This is a genomic window from Arsenicibacter sp. R0_47 (assembly GCF_057652235.1).
In genome coordinates this window covers 34,780-51,103 of the sequence record NZ_JBYFCJ010000035.1, presented here as the reverse complement: position 1 = coordinate 51,103, position 16,324 = coordinate 34,780, and the positions used below count along the sequence as shown (strand labels likewise).

General features: G+C 50.3%; 18 protein-coding genes and 1 tRNA gene. 6 read left to right on the top strand and 13 right to left on the bottom strand.

The window, feature by feature from the left end:
* Nucleotides 1-71 precede the first annotated feature (71 nt).
* The gene (locus tag AC23NW_RS31690; protein WP_487454602.1) at nt 72-1,775 is read right to left on the bottom strand and encodes a helix-hairpin-helix domain-containing protein; all 1,704 of its coding nucleotides are present in this window, start codon (nt 1,773-1,775) and stop codon (nt 72-74) included.
* Nucleotides 1,776-1,911: 136 nt separating this feature from the next.
* Here AC23NW_RS31690 and AC23NW_RS31685 point away from each other — a divergent pair, with 136 nt between their 5' ends.
* Nucleotides 1,912-2,208 (top strand): 2TM domain-containing protein, encoded by a 297-nt coding sequence (locus AC23NW_RS31685; RefSeq protein WP_293835126.1) that lies wholly within the window; start codon nt 1,912-1,914, stop codon nt 2,206-2,208.
* A 632-nt stretch (nt 2,209-2,840) separates the two neighbouring features.
* Here the strand turns inward: AC23NW_RS31685 and AC23NW_RS31680 are convergent.
* The 5 genes from AC23NW_RS31680 to AC23NW_RS31660 all read right to left on the bottom strand — a co-directional run bounded on the left by AC23NW_RS31680 (nt 2,841) and on the right by AC23NW_RS31660 (nt 6,194).
* Complete coding sequence (locus tag AC23NW_RS31680) at nt 2,841-3,464, bottom strand: hypothetical protein (protein ID WP_487454601.1); 624 nt, start codon at nt 3,462-3,464, stop codon at nt 2,841-2,843.
* A 96-nt stretch (nt 3,465-3,560) separates the two neighbouring features.
* Nucleotides 3,561-4,016, bottom strand: coding sequence for a DUF4488 domain-containing protein (locus tag AC23NW_RS31675; RefSeq protein ID WP_487454600.1), 456 nt, complete (start codon nt 4,014-4,016; stop codon nt 3,561-3,563).
* Between the two features lie 53 nt (nt 4,017-4,069).
* Nucleotides 4,070-4,855: a class I SAM-dependent methyltransferase gene (locus tag AC23NW_RS31670; RefSeq protein ID WP_293835119.1), complete on the bottom strand. Its 786-nt coding sequence runs from the start codon at nt 4,853-4,855 to the stop codon at nt 4,070-4,072.
* A gap of 50 nt (nt 4,856-4,905) precedes the next feature.
* The gene (locus AC23NW_RS31665) at nt 4,906-5,727 is read right to left on the bottom strand and encodes a thymidylate synthase (RefSeq protein ID WP_487454599.1); all 822 of its coding nucleotides are present in this window, start codon (nt 5,725-5,727) and stop codon (nt 4,906-4,908) included.
* Nucleotides 5,728-5,732: 5 nt separating this feature from the next.
* On the bottom strand, nt 5,733-6,194 hold the full coding sequence (locus AC23NW_RS31660; protein WP_293835116.1) for an OsmC family protein: 462 nt from the start codon (nt 6,192-6,194) through the stop codon (nt 5,733-5,735).
* 60 nt (nt 6,195-6,254) lie between these two features.
* Here AC23NW_RS31660 and AC23NW_RS31655 point away from each other — a divergent pair, with 60 nt between their 5' ends.
* Complete coding sequence (locus tag AC23NW_RS31655) at nt 6,255-6,569, top strand: hypothetical protein (RefSeq protein ID WP_293835114.1); 315 nt, start codon at nt 6,255-6,257, stop codon at nt 6,567-6,569.
* Nucleotide 6,570: 1 nt separating this feature from the next.
* Here the strand turns inward: AC23NW_RS31655 and AC23NW_RS31650 are convergent, their stop codons facing one another.
* The 4 genes from AC23NW_RS31650 to pgi all read right to left on the bottom strand — a co-directional run bounded on the left by AC23NW_RS31650 (nt 6,571) and on the right by pgi (nt 10,824).
* On the bottom strand, nt 6,571-7,137 hold the full coding sequence (locus AC23NW_RS31650) for a precorrin-2 dehydrogenase/sirohydrochlorin ferrochelatase family protein (protein WP_487454596.1): 567 nt from the start codon (nt 7,135-7,137) through the stop codon (nt 6,571-6,573).
* 84 nt (nt 7,138-7,221) lie between these two features.
* Nucleotides 7,222-8,076 (bottom strand): hypothetical protein, encoded by an 855-nt coding sequence (locus AC23NW_RS31645; RefSeq protein WP_487454594.1) that lies wholly within the window; start codon nt 8,074-8,076, stop codon nt 7,222-7,224.
* A 128-nt stretch (nt 8,077-8,204) separates the two neighbouring features.
* On the bottom strand, nt 8,205-9,056 hold the full coding sequence (locus AC23NW_RS31640; RefSeq protein ID WP_293835109.1) for a porin family protein: 852 nt from the start codon (nt 9,054-9,056) through the stop codon (nt 8,205-8,207).
* Nucleotides 9,057-9,168: 112 nt separating this feature from the next.
* Complete coding sequence (pgi, locus tag AC23NW_RS31635; RefSeq protein ID WP_487454592.1) at nt 9,169-10,824, bottom strand: glucose-6-phosphate isomerase; 1,656 nt, start codon at nt 10,822-10,824, stop codon at nt 9,169-9,171.
* 269 nt (nt 10,825-11,093) lie between these two features.
* Here pgi and AC23NW_RS31630 point away from each other — a divergent pair, with 269 nt between their 5' ends.
* Nucleotides 11,094-11,774, top strand: coding sequence for a hypothetical protein (locus AC23NW_RS31630; protein WP_487454590.1), 681 nt, complete (start codon nt 11,094-11,096; stop codon nt 11,772-11,774).
* On the opposite strand, the gene AC23NW_RS31625 is transcribed toward AC23NW_RS31630, so the two are convergent.
* The 3 genes from AC23NW_RS31625 to AC23NW_RS31615 form a co-directional block, all read right to left on the bottom strand.
* A complete protein-coding gene (locus AC23NW_RS31625; RefSeq protein ID WP_487454588.1) occupies nt 11,766-12,593 on the bottom strand; it encodes a hypothetical protein in 828 nt (275 codons plus the stop codon). The two genes, AC23NW_RS31630 and AC23NW_RS31625, sit on opposite strands and share 9 nt — an antisense overlap.
* Nucleotides 12,594-12,989: 396 nt before the next feature.
* Nucleotides 12,990-13,766, bottom strand: a complete 777-nt coding sequence (locus tag AC23NW_RS31620) for a glycoside hydrolase family 25 protein (protein WP_293835102.1) — start codon at nt 13,764-13,766, stop codon at nt 12,990-12,992.
* A 79-nt stretch (nt 13,767-13,845) separates the two neighbouring features.
* Entirely contained in the window at nt 13,846-14,481 is a 636-nt protein-coding gene (locus tag AC23NW_RS31615; RefSeq protein ID WP_293835100.1) for a peroxiredoxin, read from the bottom strand.
* 211 nt (nt 14,482-14,692) lie between these two features.
* On the opposite strand from AC23NW_RS31615, the gene AC23NW_RS31610 reads away from it, so the two are divergent.
* The 3 genes from AC23NW_RS31610 to AC23NW_RS31600 all read left to right on the top strand — a co-directional run bounded on the left by AC23NW_RS31610 (nt 14,693) and on the right by AC23NW_RS31600 (nt 16,317).
* On the top strand, nt 14,693-15,145 hold the full coding sequence (locus tag AC23NW_RS31610; RefSeq protein WP_487454585.1) for a DUF3299 domain-containing protein: 453 nt from the start codon (nt 14,693-14,695) through the stop codon (nt 15,143-15,145).
* A gap of 117 nt (nt 15,146-15,262) precedes the next feature.
* Nucleotides 15,263-15,339, top strand: a tRNA-Ala gene (locus tag AC23NW_RS31605).
* A gap of 87 nt (nt 15,340-15,426) precedes the next feature.
* On the top strand, nt 15,427-16,317 hold the full coding sequence (locus AC23NW_RS31600) for a tyrosine-type recombinase/integrase (protein ID WP_487454583.1): 891 nt from the start codon (nt 15,427-15,429) through the stop codon (nt 16,315-16,317).
* The last annotated feature ends 7 nt before the right edge of the window (nt 16,318-16,324 follow it).

Genomic DNA, 16,324 nt, shown 5'->3' with positions numbered 1-16,324 from the left:
TATTAAAAGTTAATTAAATACCAATTTGTTTATAGTTGAAGCGTTATGGTAAACTATGGGTAAGGTTAGTTTTATACGCCTTTCTGCTGTTTACGGTTAATCAGCCAGGCTTTGATTTCCGGCAGCGTCAGGGCGTTAAACGTCATGTTTTTCGTCAGCCCTCCCTTGCGGCCAACGGCCACACCATACTGCATATCCTGTAATCCGTCGGTACTATGCGCGTCAGGATTAATGCTGAGCATAACACCCTGCTGCATGGCGTAATCAATCCAGCGCCAGTCGATGTCGAGGCGGTACGGGCTGGCATTGATCTCAATCACGACATTATGGGCCGCACAGGCGTCGATCACGGCTTTGTGATCAATCGGGTAACCGGCGCGGGCCAGCAGCAGCCGGCCGGTCGGGTGGCCCAGCATGGTGGTATAGGGGTTTTCAATCGCTTTAATCAGCCGCGCCGTTGCCTTATCAATGGCCATGTTCAGGTTCTGGTGCACCGATGCCACCACGTAGTCAAACAGCGCGAGCGTTTCGGTATCATAATCCAGTGAGCCATCGCCCAGAATATCTGACTCAATACCTTTCAGAATCTGGAAATCAGGGCCGTATTGTGCGTTGAGGCGGTCGATGTCGGCGTGTTGCTCCCGCACCTGCTGGGGTTTCAGGCCATTGGCATAGGCTGCGGTCTGTGAGTGGTCGGCAATGCCGAAGTAGCTTAGACCCAGCCCACGGGCAGCATCGGCCATTTGTTCGAGCGTGTTTTTCCCGTCTGACCACGTACTGTGGTTGTGCAGCGTTCCCCGCAGATCGTTCCAGGTCACCAGCTCATCCGGCTGGTGGTAGGCTGACCACCGGAAGGCAAAAGCATCCTCCCTCATTTCAGGCACGATGTAGGGAAGACCGGCCCGTTCGTAAATGGCGGTTTCTGTGGCATCGTCGCCGGCCATCGCAGCCTGCAACAAGGTTTGGCCTGTCTGCCCCGCCTGCTTCAGATGCGCATCGGTGGCGGTGTGCATAAACAGCTGGCGGTCAAGCTGACTGGTCGGGTAAAGCAGCAGTTCAATGCGCACGTCCGTGCCGTCCATGGTGCCGCGCCAGGCAAACGGCGACGATTCAGGTTCGTTCTGGTGCAGAAACGGAATGGTGTTCAGGGCGTTCATGGTAACCCGCAGCTGGCTGGTGCCGATCAGCAGCTGAATGGTATCCACCTCCTGCGCTTTCCGGCGGACCTGCCCGCTGATTTCTACCCGGTCGACTTGCGGAGCAATGGCATCCCGCAGGACATTCGCCAGGGCATCGGCCTTGTCCATCCGGATTTTACCGCTCTGGCTTTGCAGAAACTCCATTGAGGCAAGGATTTTCTCCTGGGTACTGGCCCCGAATCCTTTGAGTTTAGCGATCTGACCGTTTTCACAGGCAAGTTGCAGGTCACGCAGGTTTTCGATGCCCAGTTCCTGCCAGATCGTACGGATTTTTTTCGGGCCAATGCCTTTAATCCGGAACATATCCAGCACACCCTCAGGTGTTTGTGACAGGAGGGTGTCCAGCTCAGTCAGGTGGCCGGTATCAATGATTTCGCGGATTTTGTTGGCCATACTTTTACCGATACCAGGTAGTTTGGTAAGTTCGGCGGCGGGCAGGCCGGTTATATCGTCAGTAAGTTTATCCAGATTAAAGGCAGTCGACTGATACGAGCGTATTTTGAACGGATCGTCGTTGTGAAGTTCCAGCAATTTGGTGGTTTGTTCGAGTATATCGACAATATCAGCGTTTGTCATGGTAAAAAGCCTGTTTACTCCGCAAGTTAGGCAATTGGTCAGAATCTGATAGCTGCGGGCCGGGCCGTACGCTACCTTTGATGCATCAATGACACGCCAACAGGCTGTCAGCCAAACTACTAAACGAACCGAAGTCATGGAAACTCCATCAACCAATATGTCACACGACCCATACATCTGGCGTCAGGCTAAAGCACGCGTAGGGTTTAAAATGCACTTCCGCACCTACATTATCGTGTTAGCCGGTTTATGGTCGATCTGGTTAGTAACGAGCTTGTTTTTCAATAAGAGTGGCTTCATCTATCCGTGGCCGATCTGGGCAACGCTGGGTTGGGGGATCGGGCTGGCTTCCCATTATTTCAGTGTCTACCACGGCGGCGATGAAAAGAGCATGATTGAACGGGAGTACGACCGGCTGTCGCAGCGGCAGTAGTTTCTATGACGATTCACTGTTATGCGCCTACGGAGCGGATTGTCGGATAATTGTCCCGTCAGGGGCAATACAGCGCAGCGTCGGTAGCCCGCCCGTGATGTTCCCAGCCACGGTCTCGTGCCGTAGGTACGAAATCGGCGTTTGTACCGCCCCTACAGGGCGGATTGATGCGGGGCGTTTGGGGGGGGCTACCGACGCTGCGCTGTTGTGCTCCTACGGAGCGGATTGTCAGATAATTGTCCCGTCAGGGACAAGACAGCGGAGCGTGGGTAGCCCGCCCGTGAGGTTCCCAGCCACGGTCTCGTGCCGTAGGTACGAAACCGGCGTTTGTGCCGCCCCTATGGAGCGGATTGTCGGATAATTGTCCCGTCAGGGACAAGAGAGCGGAGCGTGGGTAGCCCGCCCGTGAGGTTCCCAATCACCGTCTCGTGCCGTAGGTTCGAAACCGGCGTTTGTACCGCCCCTACAGGGCGGATTGATGCGGGGCGTTTTTTTGGGGGGGGGGCTACCGACGCTGCGCTGTTATGCTCCTACGGAGCAATGGATACGTGGCGGTTGGGGCGTTACCGACGCTGCGCTGTTGTGCTCCTACGGAGCAATTGATCGCCTGATTACCTGAACGCTTCCGGCGGTTAAACTGCGATGTCTTTCGTGAACCACTGCCGGCAGATCATATCCACCTCTTGCCTGTTTATAGTTCCCGGCTTCCGGCGAAAAGCCTGATAATGCTCCTGACAAAGGCGCTTGGTGAGGTCGCCGACGGTGTTTACTGACAGCTGCCGGCCCAAGCTTTGTGCAAAGTAAAGGCCTCCTATAGCCGAAAAGAATACTGTAACAAACAGAGGTCCACTGATAAACAGCAGCAAAGGTGATGCCGGCAGGCAAAGAAAAAGGCAGGTTACCAGCCAGTCCGGAGGTTTCAGCAGGTGTACCGAAATGCCGAGTTCATGCTCCAGCTGCCGGACGGCCGCGTGCCTTTCCTGTTTTGGGAAAATCATGCTGAGTGCTGTCGATGGCCGTATGTCGTGGTGAGACGAAACCGTACGGAGAGCTTGCCGGAGCTTATAAAAGGCTTGCTGTGATGTACAACTATTGTCTGACCATTCCGGAAGCTTTGCCATAATAGCGGCGTGTAGCTCATCAGCGGTTGTCGCCATGATTTCCCCTTCGGCAAATTCAATCCCAAATGATTTTTCTACAGCCAGTATCCAGTCATTAAGCTCTTCCTGATCGAATTTGTTGAGTGGTGTGTTCATATCCAGTGAGATTAGCCACAAAGGCACTAAGATTGGAAAGATACACAAAGAAAACATTCGTGCTGCTTCATTTCTTACTGCCTTTGTAGTTGAAAGCTACTTACTCCGCACGTACTTCTCAATAATCACCCGGTCGATGCCCAGCTTCTCCACCTTCTCGACGCCTTTCTGGATCAGGGTATCGTTACGAAGGGTTACCGTAAAAGCAAAGGTATGGTGCTCCCAGGCCGGATCGCTGAAATAATCGAGGTGCTCGGTATAGGTACTGTCTTGTAACGTATACGTTCCGCCGCCGGCCGAAAAGAAATGCTTTGCTGAGTCGGCAGGGGGCTGTGCGCTGTGGTTCAGAAAGGCGAAATGGGTGTCGTTGATGATTTTAATCATCTTGTGTGTGGTATCAAACGTCGAATAGGAAGAATCCTTTTCAATCGTTGTGGCATCTACCAGCTCCCAGGTGCCTTTCAGGGATAATCCATTGTCTTTAAGGGCTTGCTGACAAGCTGTAAAACCAGCTGCCAGCAAGGCAGCCATTACCATGTACCGGATGTGCATAAAGGTTTAGAGGAATTAAGGGTAAAAGGCTTATGGGGGTGATTCAACCGGATTTACACCGGTTGAATCAGATAATATACGCAGGTCGTTACGAAATTACGCAGGTACGGAATGTGGGTGATCAGGCCGAATTGTTCACGGGGTTTCAGCTTGAACTTAAACTCGTAAATCGGATTGATCAGGTAATGGCGGCGGTTAGCAGTCCGGTAGCCGGTTCGTTTTACAATCCGTTCAAAGCGCTCAATGGAAATGCCGGTATCTTTGATCTCCAGCAGATCCCGTGGCTCCTGGCCGAAGGCCCGCAGAAAGGCCGCGTATACCGGACGCGGCAGCAGGTGATAATAGGGCAGCGTAGACAACAGCTTATTACGGCAAACCTGCTGATGGCCGCCAAACGGCATCTGCCAGGGCGGAAATCCGAAATAAATGGCACCGCCCGGCTTCAGAAACGTTTTCAGCAGTTGCAGACACCGCTCCTGGTCGTGAATATGCTCAATCACATCTTTCAGCACAATCAGGTCGAAGAGGTCGCCGAATTCCTGTCTGATGTCGACCAGGTAAATGTCTTTTTGCGAAAAGGTCGCCTTGCCGGCCGCAATCTCTTCCGCCATCATCTGGCGGGCAATGTCGACCTTACTGGCGACAAGCTCAACCCCGACGCCGATGCAGCCGCGGTTGGTAAAGGCTTTCAGTACGCCACCCTCACCCGAACCGACCTCCATAACGCGCATGCCCGGCCGGAGCGCAAAGGTCTCTTCGATAAACGGAATGACGTACTTCTCGGCATTGATCGTTTGCTGGTGAAAATACGCAATACGGTCTTTATGAAATTCGAACATAAGGTTAAGCGCAAAGCGGACACCGGGAAACGGTGTCCGCTTTCATTATATTAAACGGCTACAGGGGCTTTGATGGCCGGATACGGATCATAATTTTCGAGGGTAAAATCGGCGTACGTAAAATCAAAAACTGACGTTACGTCCGGATTTAACCGCATGGTTGGCAGCGGCAGTGGTTCACGCGACAACTGCGTTTCCACCTGATCGAGGTGGTTGAGGTAGATGTGCGTATCGCCGCCGGTCCAGATAAACTCGTACGCTTCCAGCCCGCATTCCTGCGCAATCATCATCGTCATGAGCGCGTACGACGCAATATTGAACGGTACACCCAGGAATACGTCGGCGCTGCGCTGGTAAAGCTGGCACGACAGTTTGGCTTTGGTCTCGCCTTTTTCGGGGTCGGCCGGTGCCACGTAGAACTGAATGAACGCGTGGCAGGGGGGGAGAGCCATGTTGGGCACCTCGGCCGGGTTCCAGGCCGAAATAATAATCCGGCGCGAATCCGGTTTATTTTTGAGTTGGTTCAGTACATCCTGCAGCTGGTCGATGGTCTCGCCCGTCGGGGATTCCCAGCGGCGCCACTGCTTACCGTATACAGGACCCAGTTCGCCGTTTTCGTCGGCCCACTCGTCCCAGATCGACACACCGTTGTCCTTGAGGTACTTAATATTCGTGTCGCCCTTGATAAACCAGAGCAGCTCGTGAATAACTGATTTCAGGTGTACTTTTTTGGTGGTTACCAGCGGAAAGCCCTCCCGAAGGTTAAACCGCATCTGGTACCCGAACACACTGATTGTGCCGGTGCCGGTGCGGTCGGTTTTGCGGGTACCTTCCTTCAGGATAAAGCGCAGCAGGTCGTGGTATTGTTGCATGAAACTTAAGCGGTAATCTCAAATGAGTAGGTAATATCAGCCGTTGGCCGGAGCTGGGCCGTGGCTGAGCAATATTTATCCATCGACAGGTCAATGGCCCGTTTTACTTTGGTTTCGTCGAGCTGGCCTTTGAGCCGGTACGTAATGTGGATCGCTTTAAACGGAGCAGGCGTAGCCCCTTTCTCCCGTTTGCCCGATACCGACAGCTTAAAATCTTCGATCACCTGCTTTTGTTTCTGTAGAATCAAGATCACGTCGATGGCCGAACAGCCGGCCAGACCCATCAGCAACATCTCCATCGGACGGGCACCGGCATTGTGGCCGCCGATGTCAGTTGCTGCATCAATATCCAGCGCAACACCCGACACGCCGGTCGCAGCAAAATGAAAGGCATCGTCCACGCGGGCTAGTTCAACCGTCATCGTATTATATTCGGTTGGTGTATCAACACTTTGGGAATCAAGCATAAAATGGTTGTTTTTACGTTGTAAAATTAGTAACTTCACCAAAAAGAATAACCGGATGCCATGTCAGAACGATTTTCAAGTGACCTTTTCGATATAAAAAATGACCGTCGTCTGAGCGTTTACCTATACCGGCTTGGTTTTGGTTTCTGGCTTCTCTACATCGTGTCGGGCGCACGGTTCATGCACGACTTCAGTGTCTACCGAACAGATTTCGGCGTGTTCTCGTTCTTTCTGATGGTATTAGGTTTGTCGACGTCAATGGTATATGACTATTACCACCAGCCGATCGAATTTGACCAGAAAAAAAAGTGGTTAGTAATCAGTTACGTAGCACTCGCCGGCGTTATTTACTTCTTTATCCTGCGCAACCGGTAGCTTATTTCATGACGCGGGTAATCTCGTTGAGCCGCTCAAGCTTTTCCTGAAAATCACCCTTTAGCTTATTGCGGATCTGCGTCAGATTGTCCAGCGTTTCCTGCAGACTGTCGGGTAAAATTTCTTCCAGCACTTCGCGGAAGCGCTTGGCAAAGGTAGGCGACTTTCCGTTGGTTGATATGGCAATTTTCAGATCTCCCTTTTTGACCACCGAGCTGAGGTAAAAGTCGCATAGGGCAGGGGTATCGGCAACATTTACCAGAATCTTCTGCGCCTTACAATCCTGCTGAACCTGCTGATTAACGGCCTTATCGTTGGTGCCGACAATAACAAGATCCTTTCCCGCAAGATAGTTTTTGTGGTACAGGTCTGTAACCAGCTCAAGGTTCGGATACTGGCAGGCGAGCTCGCGGATTTCGTCCCGAATTTCGGGGGCAACCAGCGTTACCGGTGCGGCCGGTGCATTAGACAGCACAGCCGTTACTTTTTCCAGACCAACATACCCGCCCCCGACAATAAGCATCCGGAGCTGTTCAGCCTTGACAAAGATGGGAAATAAGGTGTTCATAAAACAAAGATAGTCGGTTTACGGCTAGGAAGATAAACTACCTTAGCCATAAACCGACCAGTTGCCTTATCCGGAATGTGTTGGTTAAAACTTCAGACCGACGTTTACGCCCAGAATCCGGCGTTTTGAGTTGCTTTGCTCTTTCAGTACATCGGCAAATCCGTGGTGATATACCAGATCCAGGAAGAGCGGACCTGCATCAAAGCCGATATTGGCCAGCCCGCTCAGCGTTGCATTCTGAAAATCATTGCGTTCGAAACCAAAGTCCTTGCTGTTATTATTGCCGACCGGCGTCGCAAATTCGGCACCCAGCTGGAGGCGTACGGCTGAAACACCCCGCTTTGATTCGGCCAGTTTGAAGCCGATATAAGCCGGTACATGTACATAACGCAGGTCGATGCGGGAAGTAATGTCGTCTACCGAAGCGCCGTCACCGGCCTGATAGAAGTCCGAACTCGACGTCAGATACTCGGCTCCCAGCTGCCCGTACAGCCGGCCGCCGCCGCGTACGAATGCCCCGAACTGCCAGCCCAGACGCCCCCGCAGGGCATCGCCGTTTACGTCTTCACCTTCAAACCGGGTAGAGTTCGCGCCGGTGTAAATTCCGAAGGTAAAGTTTTTATAGTCTGACTTGCGGTTATCCTTTTCTTTCGCCTGATCGCGTTCCCGATCACGGTTGTAGTCTGACCGCAGCATTTCTCTGGCGTCGCGCTTGCCGTCCTGATAGCCTTCATCGTAAGCCCGTTGTAATTCACGTCCGTCCGGCTGTGAGCGGTAGTTGTCATTCCGGCGGTCGTATCGGTCGTCATACCGGCGCGGGTAATCGTTTTCATAGCCGCGTCCGTTGCGGTTTGAGTCATACGAGCGCTGCCCGAAAGCAGCATCCGATAAACCGAATGTTGTTGCTGCCAGCAGTAAAAGTGTCCATTTGTTGTTCATAACGTATTGAGTTAATCTATCAATTTAACAGGGATATGCCTGTATTGTTTGTTGGTTCCAGCGAAAAGCAATAAAAAAGGCTGCCCTGTTGCGGGCAGCCAGCGATGAAGTATAATCCGGCACGCTTATTAAAAGCGGAAACCTAAGTTAAATGCCCACAGGCGGCGTTTTGTATCTGCACCATTGTCGAATACATTGGCGAAACCGTGGTTATACACAGCATCCAGTGTCAGCGGGCCGAGGTTTACACCGGCACCTACCAGACCGTTCAGGATCGTACGGTTCAGATCGTCTTTACCCAGCTGGAAGTTGTTGTTGCCAATCGCTACCAGTGATGCCAGCTCGGCACCTGCCTGAATACGGAGACCAGCTACACCACCCACACGCAGACCTACATAGGCAGGAATGGCCAGGAAGTGCTGATCGATTTTACCACGTACTTCGTTTGCTACCGAGCCTGGCGTTGTGCCGGTTCCGGTACGAACCAGGTTCGAGGTAGAGTTACGATATTCCAGACCAATCTGGCCAAATACTGTACCACCCGAACGACCGTAGATACCTGCCTGCCAGCCTGCGCGGTAAGCGTTGTCAGGAATCGGCTCATTGATGAAGCGTGACAGGTTCACACCGGCATACACACCGAAACGTCCCTGCTTGCCGTCAGCACGTGTGCCTGTCCGGTCTTTTGAGTCGCTGTTGTAATCTGACGTCGTTGTTGTTGTCGTGGTCGTGCTGTTGTAGCTGTTCCGCGAGTTCATGTTCGACGAGCCTGTGTTGTTCATGCCATTGTCGTATGTAGTCGTTCCGGTAGCCGATGTGTTGTTGTTGTACATCGGCGTACTCATGGTTGCCCCGTTATTCGCACGGTTTGTCGAATCATAGGTTGTCGTCGTTGTTGTTGTTGTCGACGAAGAGTTCATGGTCTGACCATACACGGCACCGGCGCCCAACAGGCAAAGTGCAAATACTGACTTTTTCATAGCGTTCATAACGTTTGTTGAGTTGATAAGTTAGCTAAGCGGATCAGCCGAAAAAAAAAGGGATGCGATCAGCTGATCACACCCCATTAACAGAGCAGTAAGTTGCAATGTTTTAAAAATTTCTCATCTGCTTATAAAAATTAATCAAACCGTTGGTTGAGCTGTCGTGCGAGCTGATCGTGTCATCTGTCTCTAACTCAGGTACAATACGGTTTGCCAGCTGCTTACCAAGCTCAACGCCCCACTGGTCAAAACTAAAAATATTCCAGATTACACCCTGGGTAAAAATTTTGTGTTCGTACATCGCAATCAGGCTGCCAAGGGACCGCGGCGTGATCTTTTTGAGCAGAATGGAGTTGGTCGGGCGGTTGCCGGAGAAGGCTTTGAAGGGTGCCAGGAACGCAATTTCGTCCGGTGATTTACCGGCTTTTTTTAGTTCGTAAGCCGCCTCTTCTTCAGTTTTGCCATTCATCAATGCTTCGGTTTGTGCAAAAAAGTTCGACAGCAGCAGCTTGTGGTGTTCGCCGATCGGGCGGTGGCTGACGGCCGGTGCAATGAAGTCGCACGGGATCAGTTTTGTGCCCTGATGGATCAGCTGATAAAACGCATGCTGCCCGTTGGTGCCCGGTTCGCCCCAGATAATCGGGCCGGTCTGGTAATCGACCGGATTGCCGTCGCGGTCGACCGATTTGCCGTTGCTTTCCATATCACCTTGCTGGAAGTACGCCGCAAAACGGTGCATATACTGATCGTACGGTAAGATAGCCTGCGACTGGGCACCGAAGAAATTATTGTACCAGATGCCAAGCAAGGCCAGTGTTACCGGAATATTCTGCTCAAAAGAGGCGGTCCGGAAGTGTTCGTCCATTGCATGGGCACCATCCAGCAGCTCAATGAAGTTATCAAAACCAATGTAGCAGGCAATCGACAGCCCGATGGCTGACCACAGGGAGTAGCGGCCGCCGACCCAATCCCAGAAACCAAACATGTTTTCCGGATCGATGCCGAATTTTTCCACTTCCTTTTTATTGGTCGAAATCGCTACGAAGTGCTTCGCCACGGCCGATTCGTCACCGGCTTTTTCGAGGAACCAGCTCCGTGCCGAGTGGGCGTTGGCCATTGTTTCCTGAGTGGTAAAGGTTTTCGACGCAATCATGAACAACGTCGTCTCCGGATTAACGGTTTGCAGTGTTTCGTAAATATGTACGCCATCGACGTTGGATACGTAATGGACGTTCAGGTTCGGTAAAGCATACGGTTTGAGCGCTTCGGTTACCATGACCGGACCCAGATCCGATCCGCCGATTCCGATGTTTACGATATCGGTAATGGCTTTGCCGGTATAGCCTTTCCAGTCGCCGGAAGCAATGCGTTCTGTGAAGGTCTTTATTTGGGCAAGCACCGCATTTACGTCAGGCATTACATCCTTGCCGTCGACCAGGATTGGCCGGTCAGACCGGTTGCGCAGGGCCACATGCAGAACTGCCCTTCCTTCGGTGGCGTTGATGGCATCTCCGCCGAACATTTTGCCGATTGCCTCGCTCAGCCCGGCCTGTTCAGCTAATTGAACCAGCAGGGTATGGGTTTCGGCCGTAATCCGGTTTTTCGAAAAGTCGACCAGCATATCCTCGAAACGCAGTGAGAACTGTGCAAAGCGCTCCTGGTTTCCGGCAAACAGATCGCGCAGGTGTTGCGGCTCAATGTCGGCAAAATGGCTTTTCAGCTGCGCATAGGCCGGCAGGTTCAAAAAGGAATGATTCGTAAGCATGGGCTAAATTCAGTGGTTTGTTTGATGGGCGAATATCGGAATTTTGCCGGTAACGAGAAGCGTACTGCTGCTCAGACCGGTATAAATAACGGCATTGAAGCCGGGAAAATGTGTCGGATAAGAACGGGTTTAATGTCGGAAAAAGTGCTCTGAGAAGCCCGGAAACCTTGTTTTAACGCTAAAAAATACGTATTTTAGTGTACTAAACGAGGGGCATTTCACCCCACCTTCTCACACAAATCTACATTGAACGCCTGCACTGGATGCCTATGGAAAACACCTACGCACTACCTGTTCTTCCTGAAATTTTTGTTGATAATTATGCGACTGAACGGGCTCAGCCGCTTCCGTCCTACGTTGCTGTTGTGGACACCGAATCGGAATTGATCCGCTTCCGTGACGCTTACCGGCGCATGTCGGGTAATGACGTACCGATGAGGTATCTTCGGGCGGCGCATGTCATCCAGTTTTACCGCGGCTGGGAATGCGTCGGTGGCTTTGTGCTGAATACCGCCGACCGGCAGCCGCTCCGTTACTTTTCCTACCTCAAACCCGGTCTGGCCGAAAAGCTGCTGGATGCCGGTGATCTGGATGCCGCCGACATTGTTGAGTCGTGTTGCAACTGGCTGAAGCCGGGGTTGCCGCTCCGCCGGAAGTTACAATTCTACCTTGTGATGTTGAATCAGGCCAGACAACTGGCTATCGGAACCGGCAAAACGGTTCTAATGGGCGGGAGTATTGAGAAAAAAGTCAAGAGGCTCCAGAAAATGGTTATGTCAAATTCATTCTATCACGGAGAGGTGTTTACCGGTAGTGGCCTGACGAATGACAACGGAAAGCTCCTTGAAATTTATACTACCCCCATCCGGCGGATGCGTACGCGGCTGGTACGGGCCATGGTCCGGAAATTTATTCTCGAACCGCTGGCCCATACCCGGTTTTTAGGATAACAGCCGGTTTTTCTGCAGAAATGTACTGACATCGCGGGCGGTTTTAACCGGCAGGTCTTCCCCGAACATTTGCTTGGCTTTGGTCAGAATGGTTTTGTGATACCCCTGAATCGTCATGGGTTGTGTCTGCGTCGCCTGGGCGATTTCTTTTGCCGTAAGTGCACCTTGCTGGTCAGCGGCATAAAGCCGGAGAATCTCCATTTCCTTCGGAGAAAACAGGTTCTGTTTGGCAGGAAGGTTTGCAAACAACTGCCGGATAATCTGATTATAGGCTTCCTCTTTGACGGGATCAACGTCGAGGAACCGCGGATTCAGTGGTTCACCCTCGTAATCCTTAAGAATAACAAATTCAGAGAGGTAAGCCGTAATTTTACCGTCCTGATTCAGTTGCCAGGGCGAAATGGTTCGTTTCAGCAACAGCGTTCGGCCGCGGGCATGTTGCAGCGGAATGTTGGAAACGAGTTTCGGACTCAGGAAAGACGTTGAGGTATTATCGGCCATACGGAATGTCTGCTTGCCCAGTAACGTAATCAGCTGCAACATACCGCCATTGGGAATCATACTAAGGTATTTCCGGAAAGTAAAGCTGTCATCACTGTAGCCAAGAGCACCGAGGCCGGTAGCATGTGATAGCGTCAGGGTAACAAAGTCAACGACGAAAAAGAATTGCTCTGTGCGCAGGCCTTGTTTTAGTTTGGTAAGTTCCCCGGCCTGTTGCTCGGGCGAAATAACTTTTTGAAACGAATCGGGATTTGGGTAAAGGGTATTTACAAATGTCTGGATACGCTTGTATTCCTCATCAACGGTAAAAAGCTGCATAAAATAGTAAGCACGGTTACGTATAAGGCTAAATACCCCCAGGGTAGGGGATATTGGTTAATACGCACCGATGTAAATTTGTAACAAGTTTTAAAGCACAACACAACTTAGCAAGTTTTGCTGATTCTTTAAAATCCATACCAAAAATGAATCGGCAATGCAGGCATCAATAGCCGGCTTATCCACGCTCCGATTACTCTACACCACCCTGAAGCGCCCTGTTTTTCGCAGGACGCTTTCGGCGTTTTATAAAGAGTGAAAGAGATAAAGAGTGAAATGGGGACCGGCATCTGTGCCATGAGAAAACGGTAAGGACAATCAGGACATCAGGAAAGGTAAAAGATTCTCTGTGTAACTCTGTGCCATCACTCCGTGTACTCTGTGGTTTAAAAGAAATTACAGACAAATCTCCGTAATCCGGTCGGGTTCAGCGACAAATGCATTAAAATCAACTTTCCCGCGAATCCCGTCAACCCAGCCGCTTTGGTTATGCTGCCAGATGTAGAGCTGGTCTTCGTCGTATTTGTTAAGGTGGGTATTTGAATAATCGGCAATCCAGAGCGGGTACTTATCAAAGTTGCCTTTGATATAGCGTTTATACAATGTTGCGTTGGTGTAAATAATCGGCTTAATGTCGTAATGCTCCTCAATAGCCTCCAGCCAGGTTTTCAGGCCATCAACCAGTTCGTCGTCGGGAACGCCATTGACTACTTCAAAATCCAGCACGGGCGCAAAGTCGCCTTTCGACAAGGAAACGAGCTTGATGAAATTGTTTGCCTGTTTAATCGGGTCGCGGGTCGGGTGGTAGAAGTGGTAGGCTCCCCGTAAAATATTAGCGTTTTTAGCTTCTTTCCAGTTGGTCTTGAACTGTTTATCACTCAGCGTGGCACCTTCCGTGGCTTTGATGAAAACAAAATGAATCTTTACGCCACCGGCCTCCATGTTCTTCACTTTGGTCCAGTTGATCCGGCGGTTGTGTTTAGAGACATCAATGCCATGCAGCGCAAAGTGCATCGGCATCTTAATACCGAAGGCTTTAACAAAACGCCAGTCTTTATTGGGTTCGCCAAAGCATGACCGCAGTAGCCACCAGGCCGACAGAATCAGCAGGAAGATGGCAATCCAGAAGGCATTCCGGCGGGCCAGAATGCGGGTCAGTACGCGGCTTTTCATGAATGAGCAATTTCGGGCCCTAAAAATACAAAAGGTGAGCCATTCGCTCACCTTTCATACAACCGGATTACACAACCGGTTATTTATTGGGCTGAGGGGTAACCCGCAGATAGGGCTTCACAAACGTAACGCCTTTCGGGAATTTACCTTCCAGCTGATCGTTTGACACGGCCGGCGTCACAATCACGTCTTCCCCTTCGTTCCAGTCGGCCGGTGTCGCAACCTGGTAGTCGGCAGTCAGCTGAAGCGAGTCAATTACGCGCAGGATCTCGTTGAAATTCCGGCCTGTAGAGGCAGGATACGTCAGTGTCAGCTTGATTTTTTTGTCCGGACCGATGATAAACACCGAACGAACCGTTGCCTTTTCGCTGGCATTCGGGTGAATCATGTCGTATAACGTGGCCACATGCCGGTTTTCGTCGGCAATGATCGGGAAGTTAACTTCAGTGTTATTGACTTCATTGATATCCGGTACCCAGCGGTTGTGCGATTCCAGATCATCAACAGAAACGGCGATTACCTTAACATTACGTTTTTCGAATTCGCCTCTCAAAAGTGCAGTTCTGCCTAGTTCGGTCGTACACACCGGCGTAAAGTCGGCCGGGTGTGAAAAAAGAAGACCCCATGAGTTACCGAGCCATTCGTGAAAATTGATAGGGCCTTGTGTTGTATCGGCGCTGAAATCAGGAGCGATATCGCCTAAGCGGAGTGACATAATGAACTGTGGTTTAGTTTATAAAATCTATCAACTTTATCTATTAATTGGTAAGCTGAAAAACCGGCTTTCGGGCCGGTTATGCCCATAAAACTACAGCAATTTGAAAATAGTTCTTAATTTTTCGGCATAGCGGCGGCGAAAGTTTTCGCTTTGGAACCAAGCTTTGTATTTTTACGTACTCATTGAACAAGCTGACCTTGATAACTCTATGAAGCGTTTAGTGCTTTTAACAACCCTTCTGGGAATTTTTCTGACTGGTTTCCGTCCGGCAACGTTCGAGCCGGTTAAGCTGACCTGGGAAACTCTGCGTGATGTGACTTTCAAAAAGAAATGGTATCCCGAAGAGTCAGTCTATATGTTGTATCCAACGTTCGGGCCGAGTGTGCAGAAGCTGAACGGAAAGCCTGTAGAGTTGACAGGATACGTACTGCCGGTTGACCTGGAAGCGAATTTATATGTATTGTCGGCATTCCCGTACAGTGCCTGTTTCTTCTGCGGTGGTGCCGGACCGGAGTCAGTCGTGGCCCTGAAGTTTAAGAAATCGGGCCGTAAGTTTAAAACCGATGAGCGTCGTACGTTCCGCGGTACGCTGAAGCTGAACGCCGATAATATTTACGAACTGAATTATATTATTGCGGATGCCGAAATGCTGGAGCAATAACCGATAACCTGCTGAATTTGAGTAAAAAGGCCTTTCAGGGCCTTTTTTTATGCAAAAAGTTTAGGAGGAAAGTTGACAGGAATCAACAAATTCCTCATATTTGCACCCACAAAACGCGGGGGTATAGCTCAGTTGGCTAGAGCGCTACAATGGCATTGTAGAGGCCGTCGGTTCGAATCCGACTATCTCCACCATTTGCATTTTGCAAAGATAACGCCCGTCAGGTAACCCCTGACGGGCGTTTTGTGTTTAAATATTCCGCGATTAATAAAATTCTTCGAATGACCACCATCCTACAAGACTTGGAAGAATACCTTTCGTACAAAGAATCCTACCTAAGACCTGACAGTTACAAAGTGTACCGAAACAGTGGCGCCAACTTTAAAGCGTTCCTGTTAGAAAAGGGTTGGAGTGATCTACCTGCCAAAAAGTTTACGCCGGTTATGTGTGAACAGTATAGGATTCACTTGCTTAAACAGTATCAAGACCCTACTACCCGAAACAAGGAAATTGCTCAATTCAAGAGCTTCTTTTATCAACTTACAGACCCCGGTTGGGCAAAGATTAAAGACAGTCCAGCGAAGCATTTAAAGCTAGTACCAAAGGTTGAATCTGTATTACATGAACCTTATACAGAACAGCAGGTTGCTGATATTTTTGGCAAGGTCATTGAAAAACAAGATTACTACCTGTTACTATACATCTACATGATTCATTATACCTTTTCAAGGCCAGGTAAAGAGGTTAGATTATTGAAGGTCGGAGATATAAAGCCAAGGGCTATTGTAATAAAGCCCGAGAACAGCAAGACCAGACGTATAAAAACCCCTACTATACCTAAACCACTTGAAGAGTTAATAAACGCATTGGGGGTCCGCAATTATGCGTCTCACTTTTATGTATTTGGGTCAGAAGGAACACCAGGAGCAATCCCGGTAGGTAAAGGGTGCTTTTACTACCGGCACAAGAAAATCTTAAATGAGTTGGGAATAGTAGGAAAATACACGCTTTATGGGTGGAAGCATACCGGAAATATTAGAGCCGTTGGATTGGGGATCAATGAACGTACCTTACAGATACAGAACGGTTTTACTGAGCATAGAACAATGGAAATTTACTTACGCCGGTTGTCAGCTTATGCCAGTAACGAAATATATGATAAGTTTGTCTAGTATTTAA